Origin of the sequence: Enterococcus sp. DIV1537a, assembly GCF_051712085.1 — a bacterium.
Taxonomy (GTDB): domain Bacteria; phylum Bacillota; class Bacilli; order Lactobacillales; family Enterococcaceae; genus Enterococcus; species Enterococcus faecalis.
The window spans coordinates 391572-412197 of record NZ_JBIOOE010000001.1 but is presented as its reverse complement, the minus strand read 5'-3'; the positions used below and the strand labels follow the sequence as shown (position 1 = coordinate 412197).

At 37.2% G+C, this 20626-nt stretch carries 20 protein-coding genes, 1 tRNA gene and 1 other annotated feature; of the genes, 5 read left to right on the top strand and 16 right to left on the bottom strand.

The annotated features are described in order from the left end of the window. Positions 1-192: 192 nt before the first annotated feature. From tyrS to IGJ41_RS02130, 8 genes are all read right to left on the bottom strand, one after another. Complete coding sequence (gene tyrS / locus IGJ41_RS02165; RefSeq protein ID WP_002355444.1) at positions 193-1449, bottom strand: tyrosine--tRNA ligase; 1257 nt, start codon at positions 1447-1449, stop codon at positions 193-195. Positions 1450-1640: 191 nt separating this feature from the next. Next, positions 1641-1855, bottom strand: a binding site (T-box leader). A 290-nt stretch (positions 1856-2145) separates the two neighbouring features. After that, positions 2146-3591 (bottom strand): cardiolipin synthase, encoded by a 1446-nt coding sequence (gene cls, locus IGJ41_RS02160; RefSeq protein ID WP_002361214.1) that lies wholly within the window; start codon positions 3589-3591, stop codon positions 2146-2148. A 166-nt stretch (positions 3592-3757) separates the two neighbouring features. Further along, the gene (locus tag IGJ41_RS02155) at positions 3758-4240 is read right to left on the bottom strand and encodes a VOC family protein (protein ID WP_010827143.1); all 483 of its coding nucleotides are present in this window, start codon (positions 4238-4240) and stop codon (positions 3758-3760) included. 22 nt (positions 4241-4262) lie between these two features. Then, complete coding sequence (locus IGJ41_RS02150; protein WP_025191079.1) at positions 4263-5138, bottom strand: aldo/keto reductase; 876 nt, start codon at positions 5136-5138, stop codon at positions 4263-4265. A gap of 277 nt (positions 5139-5415) precedes the next feature. Next, positions 5416-5489 (bottom strand) — tRNA-Lys (locus tag IGJ41_RS02145). A gap of 81 nt (positions 5490-5570) precedes the next feature. Next, a complete protein-coding gene (locus IGJ41_RS02140) occupies positions 5571-5708 on the bottom strand; it encodes a FeoB-associated Cys-rich membrane protein (protein ID WP_010827141.1) in 138 nt (45 codons plus the stop codon). A gap of 6 nt (positions 5709-5714) precedes the next feature. After that, on the bottom strand, positions 5715-7865 hold the full coding sequence (gene feoB, locus IGJ41_RS02135) for a ferrous iron transport protein B (RefSeq protein WP_010827140.1): 2151 nt from the start codon (positions 7863-7865) through the stop codon (positions 5715-5717). Continuing rightward, positions 7862-8335: a ferrous iron transport protein A gene (locus IGJ41_RS02130; protein ID WP_010827139.1), complete on the bottom strand. Its 474-nt coding sequence runs from the start codon at positions 8333-8335 to the stop codon at positions 7862-7864. The genes feoB and IGJ41_RS02130 overlap by 4 nt, the downstream gene beginning before the upstream one ends. Before the next feature lie 513 nt (positions 8336-8848). Here IGJ41_RS02130 and IGJ41_RS02125 point away from each other — a divergent pair. From IGJ41_RS02125 to nrdF, 4 genes are all read left to right on the top strand, one after another. Next, entirely contained in the window at positions 8849-9073 is a 225-nt protein-coding gene (locus IGJ41_RS02125) for a redoxin NrdH (protein ID WP_002355360.1), read from the top strand. A gap of 1 nt (position 9074) precedes the next feature. Then, positions 9075-9452 (top strand): class Ib ribonucleoside-diphosphate reductase assembly flavoprotein NrdI, encoded by a 378-nt coding sequence (gene nrdI, locus IGJ41_RS02120; RefSeq protein WP_010827138.1) that lies wholly within the window; start codon positions 9075-9077, stop codon positions 9450-9452. Beyond that, the gene (gene nrdE / locus IGJ41_RS02115) at positions 9433-11592 is read left to right on the top strand and encodes a class 1b ribonucleoside-diphosphate reductase subunit alpha (protein ID WP_002355358.1); all 2160 of its coding nucleotides are present in this window, start codon (positions 9433-9435) and stop codon (positions 11590-11592) included. Before nrdI ends, nrdE begins: the two co-directional genes overlap by 20 nt. Positions 11593-11792: 200 nt before the next feature. Further along, positions 11793-12758, top strand: a complete 966-nt coding sequence (gene nrdF / locus IGJ41_RS02110; RefSeq protein WP_002355357.1) for a class 1b ribonucleoside-diphosphate reductase subunit beta — start codon at positions 11793-11795, stop codon at positions 12756-12758. Positions 12759-13010: 252 nt separating this feature from the next. Here nrdF and IGJ41_RS02105 read toward each other — a convergent pair whose 3' ends face one another. From IGJ41_RS02105 to IGJ41_RS02080, 6 genes are all read right to left on the bottom strand, one after another. Next, a complete protein-coding gene (locus IGJ41_RS02105) occupies positions 13011-13367 on the bottom strand; it encodes a hypothetical protein (RefSeq protein ID WP_002375865.1) in 357 nt (118 codons plus the stop codon). Positions 13368-13446: 79 nt separating this feature from the next. Next, positions 13447-14148: an MgtC/SapB family protein gene (locus IGJ41_RS02100; RefSeq protein WP_002355354.1), complete on the bottom strand. Its 702-nt coding sequence runs from the start codon at positions 14146-14148 to the stop codon at positions 13447-13449. A gap of 95 nt (positions 14149-14243) precedes the next feature. Continuing rightward, entirely contained in the window at positions 14244-14945 is a 702-nt protein-coding gene (gene nagB / locus IGJ41_RS02095; RefSeq protein WP_002355352.1) for a glucosamine-6-phosphate deaminase, read from the bottom strand. A gap of 130 nt (positions 14946-15075) precedes the next feature. Continuing rightward, entirely contained in the window at positions 15076-16284 is a 1209-nt protein-coding gene (locus tag IGJ41_RS02090) for an LCP family glycopolymer transferase (RefSeq protein WP_173963807.1), read from the bottom strand. 149 nt (positions 16285-16433) lie between these two features. Next, a complete protein-coding gene (dapF, locus tag IGJ41_RS02085; protein ID WP_173963808.1) occupies positions 16434-17414 on the bottom strand; it encodes a diaminopimelate epimerase in 981 nt (326 codons plus the stop codon). A gap of 147 nt (positions 17415-17561) precedes the next feature. Beyond that, positions 17562-18170 carry a superoxide dismutase gene (locus IGJ41_RS02080; protein ID WP_002361201.1) on the bottom strand — a complete coding sequence of 203 codons (609 nt, stop codon included), beginning with the start codon at positions 18168-18170 and terminating at the stop codon, positions 17562-17564. A gap of 193 nt (positions 18171-18363) precedes the next feature. On the opposite strand from IGJ41_RS02080, the gene IGJ41_RS02075 reads away from it, so the two are divergent. Continuing rightward, positions 18364-19173 (top strand): DUF1189 domain-containing protein, encoded by an 810-nt coding sequence (locus IGJ41_RS02075; protein WP_002355344.1) that lies wholly within the window; start codon positions 18364-18366, stop codon positions 19171-19173. Positions 19174-19207: 34 nt separating this feature from the next. Here the strand turns inward: IGJ41_RS02075 and IGJ41_RS02070 are convergent, their stop codons facing one another. Continuing rightward, entirely contained in the window at positions 19208-19627 is a 420-nt protein-coding gene (locus IGJ41_RS02070; protein WP_438713792.1) for a PTS sugar transporter subunit IIA, read from the bottom strand. Between the two features lie 9 nt (positions 19628-19636). After that, positions 19637-20626 (bottom strand): serine hydrolase domain-containing protein, encoded by a 990-nt coding sequence (locus IGJ41_RS02065; RefSeq protein ID WP_438713790.1) that lies wholly within the window; start codon positions 20624-20626, stop codon positions 19637-19639.

The window sequence follows — 20626 nt, the reverse complement described above, 5'->3', positions numbered from 1 at the left end:
CTTTAATTTTATAATTTTTTCACAAGGTGTCTTGTCAGAACCATTATATAAAAAAATAAGAGTGGGATTGTGTGTACAATCCCACTCTTATTAGGTGTATTAACGGTTTCACCACTACCTGTAAGGAGAAATAGAATTTTAACTTTGATCAAATAATCACACGTCTTCTCTTCGTGAAATTATTATCAATTTCTAATCCATTACTTTTGCTAAAAAGTAATTTTTCTTCCCTTTCCGTACAACAACGAATTTTCCATCGAAATGTTGTGTTGGATCGACTGCAAAATCTAAATCGGTAACTCGGTCACCGTTAATACTTATAGCTCCTCCGCTCACATCTTCGCGAGCTTGACGTTTTGATGGTTCGATTTCTGTGTCAACTAACCAATCTACGATGTTTTTAGCATCTTTGGTAATTTCAACAGTTGGCACATGTTCTAACCCTTGCTCGATTTCCTCAATCGTTAAGTCTTTAATATTGCCTGAGAAAAGAGCTTCTGAAATTTTTTGCGCTTCTTCTAATGCTGCATCATCGTGAACAAATCGTGTCACTTCTTCAGCTAAGCGTCTTTGTGCTTCACGTTTACCTGGTTCTTTTTCAACTTTTTCAGCTAACGCATCGATTTCTTCTTTATCTAAGAAAGTAAAGAATTTCAAGTATTTGATGACATCACGATCATCTTGGTTTAACCAGAATTGGTAGAATTCAAATGGTGAGGTTTTCTTAGGATCTAACCAGATAGCGCCACCCGCTGTTTTCCCAAATTTTGTACCATCTGCTTTTAGCATTAAAGGAATGGTTAACCCGAATACTTTGGCTTCTGGTCCTTCTTTTTTACGAATCAAATCTAATCCTGCAGTGATATTGCCCCATTGATCAGCGCCACCAATTTGCAATTGAATATTATGTTTTTTATGCAATGTGTAAAAGTCAATTGATTGAAGAATTTGGTATGTGAATTCTGTAAAGGAAATGCCACTTTCTAAACGACTAGCGACAATGTCTTTTGCCAACATCGTGTTGACATTAAAGTTTTTCCCGTAATCTCTTAAAAAATCTAATAAAGATAGTTCTGATAACCAATCGTAGTTGTTCACCATTGTTACCTCAGCATCTTTACCAAATAATTTTTTCATTTGATTTGAAAGACTGTCCACATTATGTTGCACAGCTTCCATCGTTTGTAAAACACGTTCAGTTGTTCGTCCACTTGGGTCACCAATTGTTCCAGTTCCGCCACCAATTAAAATGTATGGGTGATGACCTGCTAATTGGAATCGTTTCATCATCATAAAAGGAATTAAATGTCCAATATGCATGCTATCTCCAGTTGGATCGACACCGCAATATAGCGAAATGCTCGTATTTTCTGTAAGTTCTCTTAGTCCTTCTTCGTTTGTTTGTTGATTGATTGCATCACGCCATGCTAGCTCGTCAATGATATTCATGTTATCACCCTCCATATTTATAATTATCTCTTTATAGGAAATCGTTCATTTAAAGAAATAAACGATTAACACACTTGTTTTTACACGATATTCCGTGTTTATTTCTATGTATACACGGGTTCACGAAATTTTCTTTGGTCTGCCACGTATTCAAAAAAAGAATACAAAAAATCCCTAAGCCATCGAAACGACTTAGGGACGAATTTCTCGTGGTACCACCCAAATTTATACATAGTTTAGTTTATTTAAAATACTATATACCTCTTAACAAATAACGCTGTTACCCGTGCCCTGTAGGCAGAAGCTCAAGAATGTAATTCGATAAATAACGTGTACTAGTTTCCAGCGCCACTAGCTTTCTGTAACAGTGGTTATTTCTCTACTGCTTTTCTGTCATTGCTTTGTATTTAACTTGTACATGTAGCATATTCCTTTTCGTTTTTTTTGTCAACACTCTTTGCTTAATTTTTTTTACTTTTATAAAAGATGTCCCTTTTTCACAAAAATAAAATAACAAATTAAAAATAATATTTATTTGTTTTAACAGCAACTACAGATAAAAAAATAACGAATAAAATTAAAAATATTCTTTAAAATTTTTTTGACTTTTTTTGTGATTTTCTATACTTTTATAAAATTCCCGAAGAAAAATGACGAACTTCGGATCAGAAGTTCGTCATTTTGTGAAAAACAGTTTTAAAGAATTGGTGAAAATAATCGTGAAATTTGTTGTTTAAAAATCAACCATTTTGACATGTCGCGAACAACTTCTGGAGTCATTGTTGTACATTTTTTTCGATCTTCTAAGAAAATTGCTTCTAATTGATCAATGATTTTTTTATCATATAACACAGCATTTGCTTCAAAGTTTAATTTGTAACTTCGGATATCTTGATTGGCTGAACCTACTGTGCAGACTTCATCATCCATAATCATTGTTTTCGCATGTAAGAAACCACCGTTATAAATTAAAATTTCAATATTTTCTTTCATCAACAAGCGCCCGTAATACTGTGTTGCTCGATAAATAAACGGATGGTCGGGCTTATCTGGAATCATAATTTTAACATCTACTCCTGAAGCCGCAGCAACCTTTAAAGCCGCCAAGACACTATCATCAGGAACTAAATACGGCGTTTGAATCCAGACTCTTTTCTTGGCAGAAGTAATCAATTTAATAAAGGCCAATTTAATTTGTTCACGGTCACTATTAGGACCACTGGCAATCATCTGAATGGATGTATTTGCCTCTGGCACCAACGCTTCAAGTTTAAAGAAATAATCCAATTGATACGCCACACGATTTTTCTCAGGGGAAGAGACGTTCCAATCCATTAAAAAACGCATTTGCAGTAATGAGGCTGCTGGCCCTTGAATCCGTAAATGTGTATCCCGCCAATAGCCAAACTTTTTAGTCGTTCCAGCATATTGATCGGCAACATTAAAGCCGCCAATGTAGCCTACTTTCCCATCAATAACAACAATTTTCCGGTGATCATGATAATTCAAACGAAACTTCAAAAGTGCTTTTTGAGAAGTAATAAACGTTTGGACAAAACCGCCGTTTTTTTTCAATTCATTCAAATGATGAACCTTGGTGCCCTTTGAGCCAAAGGCATCGTAAAGCAACCGCACTTCAACCCCTTCAGCCGCCTTTTCTTCTAATAAGTTCAAAATTTTGGTACCGATATGATCCGTTACAAAGGCATAATATTCAATATGAATGGAGTGCTGAGCTTTTTTTATGTCCGCCATCAACGCATTGAATTTTTCCGTACCATCCGTAAAAATTTCAACATCATTTTTCTTAGTCAGGGGCATCCTATTTAACGAGGAAAAAAAGTCTGTAAACTGTTGTTGCTCCTCCGTCGGCATCTTTTGACTATAAAGTTCAAAACTTTCTTCTTGGAAGTTCTGAAAATTCTCTAATTCCCGTAAATCACTTTGTTGCAAATAAAATTTCTTTTTGTCGGTTAAACCGCGCCCAAAGAATAAATATAAGAAAAAACCAAAAACGGGTAGAGCAATCAGTACGAGTAGCCATGCCCAAATTGCTGCTACATCTCGAGGTTTTAACAAAATGGTAATTCCCGCAATAATTGCATTAATAAAATAAATAACTGTTAAGACGCTAAGAATCAATTGTCTTCCTCCTTTATTTGTTACGTTTTAGTATACCATCAATTACGGATTTGGAATATCTTTTCTTTAGCTGCTTCTGTCTAAAAAAATAAAAAGAACCCCTCATTCTAGTTACTGGTACTAGAATGAGGGGGTCTTTTTGATGTTTGTTTGAAAGTCTTTTAACTTAATTTCGTGTAAATGGACCTTTAGGAGCAATCAATTCTAAATTTGTACCATCTGGATCGGTAAAGTAAGCGACACCTGTACCAAAACCGCTCTTCAAGCCATCTTCTTCTTGGAATGTAATCGGTTCTCCATCAGGTTCTACGCCAATCGCTCTTAAACGTGCAACAGCTGCATCAATATCTTCCACTTCGAAACACAGATGCATTGCACTAATTTGTTCGTTGGAATAAGAAGCTTTTTCTGATTTTGGTTTAACATATTCTAATAAATCAATATTGATGTTTTCTAGATGCACATTGGCATACTTGATTAATGTATCATCTAACCCTTGTGTTTGGACCATCCGTTTTCCACCAATTTCATCACGATTTGCGATTTTTGTTCCTGTTAATGCTTCATAAAACTTTACTGATTCATCCAAATTACTGACTGTAATCCCCACGTGGTTGACTACTGAAAAACCTTTAACTGCTTCACTCATTGTATCTTCTCCTAGTTAATTTTTAGAAATCAAACGTGTCTGGATCTGGTCCCACACGTAACGATTCATTCAATTGGTTAATTTGCGCCATTTCTTCTGCACTTAGTTCAAAATCAAAGACCGCTGCATTGCTAATCATCCGTTCTTTGTGGACAGATTTCACGGCTAATAAGATATCTTGTTGAATATCCCAACGTAAAATCACTTGCGCTGCTGATTTATTATGGTTCTCAGCAATCGCCAAAATAGTTTCATTCGATAATAATTGACCTTGCATCAATGGTGACCAAGCTTGGACTTTGATATCATGTTTTTCACAGAAATCACGTACTTCTTTTTGATCCAATTTTGGATGTAGTTCCACTTGGTTAATTACCGGAACAACTTTTGCATAAGAAAGTAAATCTTCTAAATGATGAACTTGGAAGTTGCTGACACCAATCGCTTTCACTTTTCCTTCAGCATATAAAGTTTCTAAAGCTTGCCATGATTCTTTGTAAGAATTATTTCCTGGCCAATGAATTAAATACAAATCTAAATAATCTAAACCTAAACGTTCCAAACTATCATTGAAAGCTTGAATTGTTTCATCATAGGAAATATGCGCGTTCCAAACTTTCGAGGTAACAAATAAGTCCTCACGGTTCAAACCAGTTGCCGCTAAGCCTGCTTTAATTCCCGCTCCTGTGCCAGATTCATTGCCATAGATTTGCGCTGTATCGATTAAACGATAACCATTGATAATCCCTTCTTCGACTACTTTTGCTGTCTCTTCATCTGGTATTTGGAATACTCCGAGACCCATTCCTGGAATTTTAGTGCCGTTGTTTAATATTACTGTATCTGCTAGTGATGTAATCATTTGATTCGCTCCTTTAACGTTTTCTGATATCATCATATACCGTGCCGTACATGCTGCATAGTACGTACTTTTTCGTTTCATAGGAACCAAAAAGTGCGCTTTTTGTTAAATTCGCTTTTTTAGCCTGAAAAAATTTTAACTTTTTTATATAACGTACTTTCTCGCTCTTCTAAGCGTAGCATTCTTTAAACGATTTAACTAGTGTATCTCTCACGACACACGACATTTTATGTAAAAAAAGAGAACGCGTACTCCGTCTTCGAAACGTCCTAAGACGCCGACAGAATACCGTTCTCGTGGGTTTGGCACCCAATGGGGGCATAGGGATTCGAACCCTAGACCCTCTGATTAAGAGTCAGATGCTCTAACCAACTGAGCTATGCCCCCGTTGTATAAAATGGCTTTTCAGCTACCTCAATATTGTAGCACTCCGCTATTATTTATACAAGAGGGAATTTTTTTCAGTTGTTATTCTTGTGAAGATTGTTCTTTTTTTACAGGACAAGCTGTTTGACAACCTTCACAACTTTCCCCTTTTTTGATTCGTCGATAGGTGATGATTCCTGCTGTTCCAAAAATTAAAATGGATAAAATAATTGTTGCCATCCGTTATTACCCTCTTTCTAAAGAAGTGATTGCTTGGACACTTTCTTTGACTGGCTTTGGTTTTCTTATAAGGAAATAAAATCCAGCTAAAACAACACCCATCGCTAAAAAAGTCCCCAGAGTTAGTGTGCCTTTTTCGACTAACACATGGCCCAATTGATAAATCACAAAACTAACCATATAAGCCAAACCGCATTGATAACCAATGGCTCCTAATGTCCATTTGAGGTCTCCCATTTCACGACGAATTGCGCCAATTGCAGCAAAACAAGGTGCACATAATAAGTTAAAAGTTAAGAACGAATAGGCCGCGACTGGCGTAAAGGTGTGTTGCAGTGCGCCCCAGACTTCTACCCCGTTTTCAGAAACATCTTTCACATTGCCAAATAAAATGCCTAAGGTACCAATAATATTTTCTTTCGCTATCAATCCTGTAATTGTAGCAACTGCCCCTTGCCAATTCCCCCAACCTAATGGGATAAATAGCACCGCCAACCCTTTACCTAGAAATGCTAGAATACTTTGACTTTCTGGAACGGGTTGAAACGTCACAGAATAATGGGACATGAACCAAATGAGAATACTGGAAACAAAAATAATCGTGCCTGCTTTTTTTACAAATGAGCGACATCGTTCATAGGCATGTCGAACCACACTTCTAAGCTGTGGCAAATGATAGGCGGGAAGTTCCATAATGAATGGTGCTGGATCTCCCGAAAAATGCTTGGTCTTTTTTAAAGCAATTCCTGATAACACAATGGCAGCAACCCCTAAGAAATAAGCAGAGGGCGAGACCCAACTTTGGTTAGGAAAAAATGCACCTGCAATCAGAGCGATAATTGGCAACTTCGCCGAACACGGCATAAAAGTCGTGACCATAATAGTCATTCGCCGATCACGTTCGTTTTCAATCGTTCGACTAGCCATCACGCCTGGGACCCCACAACCTGTCGCAATTAACATTGGAATAAACGACTTACCGGATAGGCCGAATTTCCGAAACAAGCGATCCATGACAAAGGCAATCCGTGCCATATAGCCACAATCTTCTAAAAAACCTAAACATAAAAACAGGACGGCCAGTTGTGGTAAAAAGCCTAACACAGCCCCAACACCTGCAATGATCCCATCTAAAATTAAACTTTGCATCCATGGCGCTACTTGCCATTGCGCCAACCAATTTCCCACAAATTGAGGAACCCATTCCCCGAAAAAGACATCGTTTAACCAGTCTGTCCCCATTGTACCAACCGTTTGAATAGACAAGTAATAGACCAACCACATCACAAACGCAAAGATTGGCAACGCCAACCACCGATTGGTTACCACTCGGTCAATCTTATCACTGTGAGTAAATGTCATTTCTGTTTTTTTCGTCGCACACAAAGCAATTAATCGAGCAATAAAGGCATAGCGTTCATTAATGATAATGGCTTCACTTTCATCTTGAAAGATTTTTTCGGTAATTTGTATGACTTCTTCAATTTCTTTTTCTTGAAAAGAACTCAATAATAATTGCTCTTTGGTTCGAACATCTCGTTCAAAAAGTTTTAAACTATACCAACGCTGTTGCGTTTCAGGAACAGTATTTCCTAAAATATCAACAATTTCAGCAAGTGCTGCTTCTAAGCGATTATCATAAGAAGGATAAATAACCTCTGTCTCTATGGCATTCGCTCGCTGCTTACTTTGTTTTAAAGCATGATCCAACCCACGATTCTTCAAAGCACTAATCTCAACGACAGGCACGCCTAAGCCATAACTTAACTTTTCACTATTCAATGTTTGGCCGTTTTTTTCCAACAAATCCATCATATTTAACGCACAAACAACCGGTAATCCAGTTTCAATTAATTGTGTTGTTAAATAAAGATTCCGTTCCAAATTGGTCACATCGAGAATATTCAAAATCACTGAAGGTTGGTCCTCCAAAAGATAATCTCGTGCCACAATTTCTTCAGGCGTATAAGGAGAAAGAGAGTAAATCCCTGGCAAATCTTGAATAATGAGTGTCTTATCTTTCTTTGCCATCCCCTCTTTGCGTTCCACAGTCACCCCTGGCCAGTTTCCAACATATTGGTTGGCTCCTGTTAACATATTGAACGTTGTCGTTTTACCGCTATTAGGGTTGCCGGCTAGTGCAATTTGCTGAGTCATTCGCTTTCCTCCTTTTCAACCAAGATTAGTTCCGCTTCACTTTTTCGTAACGTTAGTTCGTAGCCACGTACATTGATTTCAATTGGATCAGCTAAAGGAGCTACTTTACGAATAAAAATTACTGTTCCTTTTGTTAAGCCCATGTCCATCAACCGACGTTTCACCGCTCCTTGTCCGTGGATCCCTACTATTGTAGCGCGTTCTCCAACTTTCAAGGTATCTAAGGAGACCCAAACTTTCTCATTCGCCGAGCGCTCCTCCACATGAATCGCTTGTAAAATCGTATCTGTCAGCGCAATTCGGCTATTATGTAATAAAACAATACCATTTTGATTCTGATAATTGACAAGGACAACTGCTTGGCCTGCAACGATACCTAAATTGTTCAGATGTTTCTTTGTCTGAACATCTGCTTGGAAGCTTTCGACTGTATAGACTTTCCCAACTTCTGCCTGCGCTAACGTAATCATTTACTTTCCTCCATGTGAAAAAGTTTCAAACAAAAATGAGAATCGTTCTCAATTAAAAGAATACGCTTGCTTACACGGAAAGTCAATGAATTTCTGGATGTATCTCCTGTTTTCTTCTATTTTCCTTCTATATAGAGACACTTTTTTCAGGTTACCATTTTTGAAAAAAAGTCAGCACTTGTTTTTTATGTTACTAGCTACTGTAAAATTCCACTCATTCAATAACAAATCCGCTTATTTTTTCTTCTTGTGCCTAACTCAAATGTCAACACAATATTTAGTGTTTTTTCACTAAATGTTCTCTTTCAAAATTTTAATTTTTTTGTTTGTCAAACACTGACCAATGTGTTTTTTCTCCCAAAAACGAGGATTCACGTGTTTTCATTTTTCTTTCAAAAACACAAAAACTAGTATTATGAGAAAAACGCACCACAATATATAGTGTTAAAGTGTTGACTTTTTTCTACATAGATTTATACTAGTCTATGTAGAAAAAAAGAGGAGGAACTTTCAATGAACGTAAAAATCTTTTCAAAAAATAACTGTATCCAATGTAAAATGGCGAAACGTTTCCTAAGTGAAAATAACATCGCTTTTGAAGAAATCAATATCGACGCACAACCAGATGCTATCGACTGGTTAAAAGAACAAGGGTTCCAAAGCGTACCGGTAATCACATCTGAAGCAACAACCGTTGTTGGCTTCCGTCCAGACCAATTAAAACAATTGGCTAGCTAAGATGAAACTTGTTTATTTTTCAGTCACCGGTCAAACAAGGCGCTTTATTAAAAAATTGGATTTGCCTGCTTATGAACTTGAGCCAGCGAATCCTTTTTTTGAAATAAATGAGCCTTTTATTCTTGTCATTCCTACCTATGATGCAGAAATTACAGAGGTAGTGAATGACTTTATTGATTATAAAAGTAACCAAGAACTGTTAGTTGGTGTAGCTGGTGGGGGCAACCGTAATTTTGCTGAATTATTTGTCTATACCGCCAAAGATATTGCCCGCGATTATCACGTTCCGCTTCTATACTCCTTTGAGTTTAGCGGAACAGACGAAGACGTGGAGACCTTTAAGAAAGTAGTGGAAGAAATTGAGTCTAAAAGAAATTAAAGATGTCAGCTATTTCAAACTGAATAACGAGATTAACCGTCCTGTTGATGGTCAAATCCCTTTAAATAAAGATAAAGAAGCACTCGCAGCCTTCTTTAAAGAAAATGTAGAACCGAATACACGTAAATTCAGCTCTGCTGAAGAAAAAATCAACTTTTTAATGAAAGAAGATTTTATTGAAACTGAATTCATCGAAAAATATTCAATGGACTTTATTGAAAAATTATATGCTTTCTTAGATGAACAACATTTCCAATTCAAGTCTTTCATGGCGGCTTATAAATTTTATTCTCAATACGCTTTAAAGAACAACGCCGGAACAGAGTATTTAGAAACATATGAAGATCGGGTTGCCTTTAATGCCTTGTATTTTGCGGATGGCGATGAAGAGTTGGCTTTAACATTGGCGGATGAAATGATCCATCAACGGTATCAACCAGCCACACCTTCTTTCTTAAACGCTGGGCGTAAACGTCGAGGTGAATTGGTTTCTTGTTTCTTAGTTCAAGTAACAGATGATATGAACAGCATTGGGCGTTCAATTAATTCTGCCCTTCAATTATCACGAATCGGCGGCGGCGTAGGAATTACTCTTTCAAACTTACGTGAAGCGGGCGCACCAATCAAAGGTTATGATGGCGCAGCAAGTGGTGTTGTCCCTGTTATGAAATTATTTGAAGATAGCTTTAGCTACTCTAACCAACTAGGTCAACGTCAAGGTGCTGGTGTGGTTTATCTAAACGTCTTCCATCCAGATATTGAAATGTTCTTATCTGCTAAAAAAGAAAACGCTGATGAAAAAATCCGTGTAAAAACGTTGTCTCTTGGTGTTATTGTTCCAGATAAATTTTACGAATTAACACGTAACAACGAAGATATGTATTTATTTAGTCCTTATAGTGTGGAACGTGAATATGGTGTACCTTATTCCTATGTAGATATTACCAAAGAATATGATAACCTAGTGGCCAATCCAAACATACGTAAACGTAAAATTAAAGCCCGTGACTTAGAAAATGAAATTTCTAAATTACAACAAGAATCTGGCTATCCTTATATCATCAATATTGATACAGCTAACAAAAACAATCCGATTGATGGCAAGATTATCATGAGTAACTTATGTTCTGAAATTCTTCAAGTTCAAACGCCTTCTGTTATTAATGGTAAACAAGAATATGAAGTTTTAGGAACAGATATTAGTTGTAACTTAGGTTCAACTAACATTGTTAATTTAATGGAAAGTCCTGACTTTGGAAAATCTGTCCGCGCTATGACGCGTGCGTTAACTTTTGTAACAGACGCTTCTGAAATTGATGTCGTACCAACTATCCAAAATGGAAATCGTTTAAGCCATACAATCGGGCTAGGCGCAATGGGCTTACACACCTTCTTCGCTAAAAATCATATGGAATACGGCTCTGAAGAATCACTAGACTTTACAGATATTTATTTCATGTTATTAAATTACTGGACTTTAATGGAAAGTAACCAAATTGCGAAAGAACGTAACCAAGTCTTCCACAATTTTGAAAAATCAGATTATGCTTCTGGTGCTTACTTCGATAAATATATTGAAGGCAACTTTACACCAAAATTTGATAAAGTGAAAGAAATCTTCAAAGACATTCAGATTCCAACAGCTGAAGATTGGGCTGCATTACGCGATGCTGTGAAAAAAGATGGTCTTTATCATCAAAATCGTTTAGCCGTAGCGCCAAATGGTTCAATTTCATATATTAATGATACTAGTGCCAGCATTCATCCAATTACTCGCATGATTGAAGAACGTCAAGAGAAGAAAATTGGTAAGATTTACTATCCAGCGCCTTATTTAGCTAATGATACAATCCCTTACTATACTTCTGCTTACGACATGGATATGCGCAAAGTGATTGATGTCTACGCAACAGCGCAACAACACGTTGATCAAGGAATGAGTTTAACCTTGTTTATGCGCTCAGAAATCCCTGAAGGCTTGTATGAATGGAAAGAAACACCAAAACAAACAACCCGTGACTTGAACATTTTACGTCATTATGCGTTCAACAAAGGGATTAAATCAATTTACTATATTCGTACATTTACAGATGATGCTGAAGAAATTGGCAGCAATCAATGTGAGTCTTGCGTGATTTAATGAAAAGCACTTAAATAAGGCGTTCTGCTTGAGCGTCTTATTTTTTAGGAATGTTCTCTTTTTAAACAGGACATTTTCAGATATACTGGACAAAGAAGAACGGCTGCACGCTCCTATTTGGACTCTGTAGAACGTTTTAAGCGAAGAAACGAGACAACTAGTCAAACAGACTGCTGTCCCAGCATACAGGAGGAATAACCATGGCAACGTATTATGAAGCAATTAACTGGAACGCCATTGAAGACGTCATTGATAAATCCACTTGGGAAAAATTAACCGAACAATTTTGGTTAGATACACGGATTCCGTTATCCAATGACTTAGATGATTGGCGGACTCTTTCCGATTTAGAAAAAACTACTGTCGGCTACGTTTTTGGCGGTTTAACTTTATTAGATACTGTTCAATCAGAAAGCGGTATGGATCAACTGAGAAATGATGTGCGGACGCCCCATGAAGAAGCCGTCTTAAATAACATCCAATTCATGGAATCTGTCCATGCCAAAAGTTATTCTTCTATCTTCAGTACATTAAATACAAAAAAAGAGATTGATGATATTTTTGAGTGGACAAATACCAACAAACATCTGCAATATAAAGCAGAACGGATTAACGAAATTTATAAAAACGGTACTCCGTTAGAGAAAAAAATTGCTAGTGTATTTTTAGAAACGTTTTTATTCTATTCTGGGTTTTACACTCCTCTTTACTATTTAGGAAACAATAAACTAGCGAACGTCGCTGAAATTATTAAATTGATTATCCGTGATGAATCAGTGCACGGCACGTATATTGGCTATAAATTCCAATTAGGATTTAATGAATTACCAGAAGATGAGCAAGATAAACTAAAAGACTGGATGTATAATTTACTTTACGAATTGTACGAAAACGAAGAACGTTATACAGAAGAATTATATGATGACTTAGGTTGGACCGAAGAAGTAAAAACCTTTTTACGTTACAACGCCAACAAAGCTTTAATGAACTTAGGTATGGATCCCTTATTTGCGGATACGGCCAATGATGTGAACCCGATTGTAATGAATGGTATTTCGACAGGAACTAGCAACCATGACTTCTTCTCCCAAGTAGGAAATGGCTATTTACTAGGAACAGTTGAAGCCATGAAAGATGATGACTATCTTTACGGTTTAGATAAATAGCAAAAAGCTAGAAACGATTAACGTTTCTAGCTTTTTATTTTACCAACTTCCTGAGGCACCGCCACCGCCGAATGAGCCGCCACCGAACCAAGAACTAATCCAACCAAACATACTTTTCACCTCCCTAAGTAAAAGGTATATATAAATTAGAGTATGAAACCACTTTATTATGTACCCTACTCTAACCTATAAGTAATTTCTTTTCTCATTGCCCCTGATAAACAGGATAACAATTAGCTTATGCAAAATGGCTTACTTTTTTCTTTTAAAAGCAACCTGGATAATTTTGGAGAAAATAAAGCTAAAAATTATGATGCAGGCTAAAATAACAAAAGAACCGATAGTATTTTCCAAAACATTCTTAAATACGGGAATTTTTATTAACCCTAGATACCCAATAAGAGATAAAATAATGCCCACCAAATAAAATTGGAGTATTTCTCGGCTAGATTTTTCTTCTCCTTTTTCAAATCTGGTAGAAGCAAAATCTCCCACTTGAAATGGAAGGGGTGAACCATTTTGCGAAGGATCTACTTTTGTATTCATTTTATCAAAAGAAGAATTAGAGATATTCATTTTCTCATTAGCTTTTTCTTGATTATTTTTCATCATACATCCCTCTCTATTTTCATTATCCCTATAAAACCAAACGCTAAAAGCATCCATTTCATGAGATATTTTTTAATTTCTACACATTAATCAATCGTAATTTTGTTACATTATTTGAAACAGATAGATCTTCGATAACATCGGCATACGTTAGGCCTTTAGGCAAATCAATAGTATAGATATTCGTATAGATTTTTGTATCATCTACCCAAGAAACATTGAAATTCACATCATAAATTTCAATATGTTTTTCTTCAAAATACTGATTAATAAATTCTTTGGTTTCTTGTTTATGTTGATAGCGAATTTCTAATTTTTTGATTGTTGGTACGTGAATAATTCGTTTGACAATGGTTAAGGCAAATAATACACCGATAAAACTTGTTAAGGCAATCGTATAGTAGCCCATGCCCACCGCGATCCCTAAACCAGCAACGGTCCATAGTGACGCTGCTGTCGTCAATCCAGTGACACTTTGTTTCGTTACAATGATGGTTCCAGCACCTAAAAAGCCGATTCCACTTACAACTTGTGCAATCAACCTTGCTTGATCTGAACGAATGACCCCCGTCAAAGCCGGATTAGCTAACGCATCTTTCAATGCATTGATTGCAATTTGCGACTGAATTAACGCAATAATAGCCGCGCCCATACAAACTAAAATGTGAGTGCGCATTCCTGCTGGGCGATTCTTATATTGTCTTTCAAAACCAATTGCGCCACCCATCACCATGGCTAGGACTAACCGTAAAATAATTTCTGGAATTGTTAGCTGTAACATCCTTTTCACCTCTTCTTCTATTACTTCCAGTATAACAAAAAAAGAACTTGAAACATAAAGATTTCCTTATGTTTCAAGTTCTTTTTAATCAACGATTATAATTTACTTGCAGCTGCATCATCAATGATTACAACAACATCTTGATGGTTTTGTAATGCGCTTGCTGGCATGTCTGTTGTTACTGGTCCGTCAATCATGCCTTTAATGGCCTCTGCTTTTGCTTCGCCATAAGCCATTAAAATCATTTTTTTGCCTTTCATGATTGAACCAATCCCCATAGAAACAGCGCGCGTTGGGACATCTTCTACTTTGTCAAAATAACGTTTGTTTGCGTTGATTGTTGATTCAGTCAACTCAACGACATGTGTTAAGCTATCTAGAGGTGTACCTGGTTCGTTGAAGCCGATGTGTCCATTTTGACCAATACCTAAGATTTGGATATCTACTGGATGTGCATCGATAATTTTTTCATACTCTGCGGAAGCAGCATCTAAATCTTCTGCTTTACCATTTGGTACAAATGTTTCTTTAAATGGTTTTTTGTCAAATAAGTGTTTGTTCATGAAATAACGGTAACTTTGCTCATCTTCGCCACCTAAACCAACATATTCATCTAAGTTTACAGAAGTCATTTCTGTAAAGTCGACATCACTTGCTGTCATTTCTTTATATAATGTTTCTGGTGTACTACCTGTTGCTAAGCCTAAAACTTTCGCACCATTGTTCATACCTTCTTTAATTAATTCAAACGCTTTTTTGCCGCCTTCTTCTGCATTTGCTACACGGATAATTTGCATTTTGACTCGCTCCTTACGGTTTATTTTGGTATAGTCCAATTATAACATCTTCTGAAAAAAATTTCTAGAATAAAAGAAAAAAACTTCTATTTCCCATCAGAAATAGAAGTTTTCGAGCTTGTTTAACAGTTTAATATTGTGGTGCGTTGGGATCCACATACGTATTTGGATCAGCATAAGCGTTTGGATCTGTGTACGCATTTGGGTCAACGTACGTATTCGGATCGTAGGCTCCTTCTGCTGCTTGTTGCGTATTGCCGTTGTATTCTGTTTGTCCGGCTGTGGTGTCCGCTGTGCTACTCGAACTAGTAGAACTATTGGCACTTGAATCACCAGATTCACCAATCAGTGCAGTATCTGTAACAGCATAGCTAAACTGATTATAAAAGGCTAAATCTTTTTCACGTTCAGAAGCATGTTCTTTTAAACCAAGTTGTTTTCTAAGTGTTGTTTGTGTTTTGTATAAACTATTTGGATCTAGGACTTGATAATAAATATCATCAATGGTTGCACTATATCCTTGTAATTGTTCAGAATCAATTTTTTTAAAGGCAGATAAATATTTTGATTGGATGTCCATCATGTCATCCCAAGTTAAGTCTGTTTTTACATTGGCTTCAACAGCATCAAGAATTTTTCGATATTTTGAAACACCATCTAAACTCATGACTTTGCGCACAATTTTCTCAACAACTTCTCGTTGGCGGCGTTGACGACCCACATCTCCTTCAGGATCTTCGTGACGCATCCGCGCATAAGCCAAACCTGTCGTGCCATCTAACTTGATTTTACCTGCTGGAACAGTAATACCGTCCAACGTAAATTCACCAATCGTATTATCTACTTCAATACCGCCTACCGCATCAATCAGGTCTTTTAACCCTTTCATATTGATGGATACATAGTGATGGATGGGAATATCCAGTAATTCTTGGACTGTATTAATCGCCATTTCGGCGCCACCAAATGCATAGGCATGGTTCAATTTGTCTTGTGTGTCATTTCCAACAATATCTGTTAGAATATCTCTATCCAAACTGATCATTGTGGACTTGTTTTCTTTCGGGTTGATGGTTACAACCATTGTAGTATCTGAACGACCTTGTTCTGTTCGGCCTAAATCACCTGTGTCAATCCCCATTAAAAGAACAGAGAATGGTTCTTGTGCATCAATATTGGCCGTGGCTCCTTTATTGGACTTACGGTTAACTGATTGATAGATCCCATTGATTGTTGAATTGGCATCTGAATACATCTTAATCCCGTAAGCACATACCCCAGCTACTACCACTAGCAAGACGCTCAAGAAGCCCAGTACTACTTTTTTCCATAGTTTCATAAGACACTTCCTCGTTTATCTAAGAATAATTCTTAATTCATGCCCTTTATTTTCTCATAGTTTGCTTATTCAAGCAATATTTTTTATTTTTTGGAACAAGAACTTAACACAATTGTAAAATAAAAGAGCGCTTTATCAAGGAACAATTGTTATTTTTGAGAAAGTGTTTGCAGAAATTCTTGATAATGTTTCTGTTCATTCGTTTCAGTGATAGTTATTTTCTCAAATGCACCATGTAGTAAATCAGTCAATGATCCTTCAATCAAATGCGTAATCGTGGCATTCCCAATTAATTCCATCCAATAACTGCCATCTGACGTTTCGTGGACGACTGTTTTCACCATACCTCCAGCATTTTTGACGGTTATTTCTTCATAAAAAACACCATCTTTCAATAACGTATAAAGTAAACTACTTGCGCACATAGCTGTCCCACAAGCACTTGTAAAACCTACACCACGTTCATACGTTCGAACAAATAGTTGATTTTTGCCAAGAATTTCAACAAAACTCACATTTATCCCTTCTGGAAAATATGGATTTTCATTATTTACATAGGTAGCGATTCGTTCAAATTCTGGACCATTTAAGGTTTCGTGATCTACAAATGCTACAAGGTGCGGATTAGGCACTGCTACCGCTGTAAAGCGAATGGTGTTAGATAAGGCTGGTACGATTTCATCAATTAATGTTTGGACCCCTAAATGCATTGGGATAGTGACTGCTTCAAAACTTACTGGTGAAATTTCCACTTGGTAAGTCGCTACTTCTTCAGCTAAATTGGGGGCTTGACGTACTTTCAAATCTGCAAACATTGTTTCAACTGTAAATGATTTTTCTTGGTTTTTTTCAGATAAATAACGGGCAACCGTACGCAAGCCGTTCCCGCACATGCTTGCTTCACTACCATCGCTGTTAATCACTCGCATTCTAGCATTGGACGTGCCGTGAGTCCCTTCTCCTACCAAAAGTAACCCATCTGCTCCCGCCAATAATCCTGTTTCCCGCGAACATAACTGGATGCGCAATTGCTCAATTTCCTCAGCGGTTAAAGAACGCTCAAACTGTGTTTCATCCAATAAAAAGAAATCATTTTCTGACCCGTGTACTTTTTGCATCATAACATTCATTTTTTTAGCTCCTTCTTTATGTATCCGTTATCTTTCCCTACTTACTTTAGTATGCCATAAACGAACAACTATTTCGACCCTGGATTTGTAAAAGGAAAGAGTCAAATGACAGCCGTCATTTGACTCTTTCCTTCACAATTGGCAAACTTATTTTGCTGCTGCAAAAAGTTCGTTTACTTTATCCCAGTTAACAACGTTCCAGAATGCTTCAATGTAATCTGGACGAACGTTTTTATATTTTAAGTAATACGCATGTTCCCAAACGTCAAGACCTAAAACAGGTGTTTGGCCATCCATTAATGGTGAATCTTGGTTTGGTGTTGAAGTGATTTCTAATTTACCGTTATTCACAACTAACCAAGCCCAACCTGAACCAAAGCGGCCAGTTGCAGCTGTTTTGAAAGCAGCTTTCATTTCATCAAAGCTACCAAATGTTTCATCGATTGCTTCTTTAATAGCGCCAGTTGGTTGTCCACCAGCATTTGGTGCCATAATTTCCCAGAAGAATGTATGGTTTGCGTGGCCGCCACCATTGTTACGAACGGCTGTGCGGATATCTTCAGGAATAGCATTCATATCTGAAATTAAGTCTTCTACAGATTTTTCGCCTAATTCTGGATGTTTTTCAATCGCTGCGTTTAAGTTAGTCACATAAGTGTTGTGGTGTTTATCATGGTGTAAGTGCATTGTTTCCACGTCAATGTAAGGTTCTAATGCATCATAAGCATATGGTAATTCTGGTAATGTGTAAGTCATTTTTTAAATCCCCCTATTTTTTAGTATGTAACATACGTCTTTCATACAACTATTATGATAACAGAGTGAACCGCTTTCTACAAAATAGTTTGCTTGCCAAAAGAAAAGTTTTACAAAAGAGGGAGATTACCTTGTGTTTCCCTCATAAATTCGCTAGAATGACCTGTAGAAGAATGATGTGAGGAGTAAATAAATGAATACATTGCAATTATTTAAGCAGGCCTTTTTTTCAGTTTCAGAATTACGGCATGCGAAAAAAATGGCGTTTTGGAAAGTAATTCTCTATGCTGTTTTTTTAAGTGCTATTTTAGCACTACCTATTACCAAACAAGTCTTTTCTGTGCTACAAGAGGTGCAACAAGATGGCCAAAAAATTGCAGAAAAGTTGCCTGACTTTTCTATTGAAAATGGCACGTTGCAAACAAAGGCCAAAGAATCTGGTTTTATTTATCAAACCGACTCGATTATTTTTACGTTTGATCCAGATGGAAAACGTACAGCCGCTGATGTCCAAAAGGATTTAATTGGTAATGCGTTTGGTTTGGCTTTTTTACAAGATGAATTTGTAGTCGCCTTACCAAATTCAGGCGCAACTGAATCAATTCTAGGCACCGACCAATTTATCTTCCCCTATAGTAAAGGAACCTTAGATGGCGTTAACGCTCAGAGTATCAAGACTGCGCTAAGCGAAGCAGCGATCCCCTGGTGGACAAAACTCATTGTCTTTTTAGTGGCTATCTACCCTGTTCTAATCGGTTTAGTTTTAGACTTACTGATTGCCGCTATCGGTGCGTCTCTCTATTCAAAATTACGTTTTTATTCTTTACGTTTGATTGATTGTTTAAAAATTATTACGTATTGTGCTACCGTGCCAGTCATCTTAAGTGCTATTTTAAACTTCGTAAATCCGATGTTTAACGATGGCATCCTAGTTATTTTACTAAGTCTGTTCTTTTTCTTTGTCACAACCAAAAACGAACCACGGAATATCCCTGGTTCTTAAAAAAAGGTGTTGTCTTTGAGACAACACCTTTTTGCTATTCTTCAAATTCTTCTTCATCTGTTAATTCAGGTAAGTCAATCGTGGTCACCGCAGATTGGCCAATTTGCGTTAAATATGCAGCTAATTCATCCACATTTTCCACAGGTGACACGGCTGCTTCAATTGCCATTGCTAAATTAAGTCCAGCGACTACTCGCAATTGCGGATAAGTGCCCATGACCATCATAGCCACATTACAAGGTGTTCCTCCTTTTAAGTCAGCTAATACAAGCGTCGGGACATCGCCAGCTTCTTTTAAGATTGCTGCCAGTTTTGCTTGCGTGCCGCTCAAGCCATCTTCTGCGGTCATTGACACAATCGCAGCGTCTGCTAATTCCCCGACAATCATTTGAGTAGAAGCTAAGGTTTCTTCTGCCATCCGTCCATGGCTCATTAAAATTAATTTTGGTTTCATCATATCCTCCTAAAAATACTGCTGATAAATTTTTGTTCGCGCTTTCAGAAAGCCACGTTCTTCACGAGTGGGATGAATCCGATTCGTCAACAAAATTAGGGCTTCTTTGGTCTCTTTTTTCATACCAATCGCCGTTCCAGTAAAGCCAGTATGATACAAATAGTCTGCCCCTGCTTGCGTCTTTTTCACTTCCCAACCAAATGTACGTCCCCCTTGGTTCATAGACCAGAGAGCAGTGAACATTTTTTCAGAAAATAATGGTTTGCCAGACGGGTAGCGATTGTTCATAAAACACTGAACAAAAGTGAGTAAATCTGGTAAAGTTGCAAATAAACCTGCACTGCCAATTGGCGCTTTTAGTTGATAGGCTTTCGAATCGTGGACCACTCCCTGAATAACGCCGCGTTGTTTTGTAATCTCTGTGGGCACTGCCTGGGCAAAATCGCTGACCGTAAAACTTGTATGCTGTAGGTTCATTGGTTGAAATACGTATGTTTGAAAGCTCTCTTCTAATGAGCAGCGATCCAATACTTGAATAATTTCTCCCAATAAGTAATACCCTAAATCAGAATAAGTGGTTTTCCCTCGTTCAGATAACGAATGCGTTAAAATGATTTCTTGCAAGCTTTTTTTTGTGACATTTTTCTTATCGACAACATCAGCTGGCAGTCCGCTCTGATGCAGTAGAAGCTCCCCAATCGAACAAGATAGTCCTTGATAATCAGGTAGGATTTCCCCCACAGTGGTTGAAAAAGTAAGCTGATTTGTATCGATTAATTGTAACATTCGATTTGTTGTCCCAATAACTTTCGTTAAGGACGCTAAATCATACAGGCTAGCTGATGAAACCTTTTGTCTTGCAAATGGACCAGTATTACCTAAAAAGCCCGTATACTGTTCTGATAAGCTATCTTCTGTGATCGTCCCCCAAGCGACACCCGGAACGACTTGCTGATTAATCAGTCTCTGAATTGTTTTTTGAATTGCGATTTGATTCAT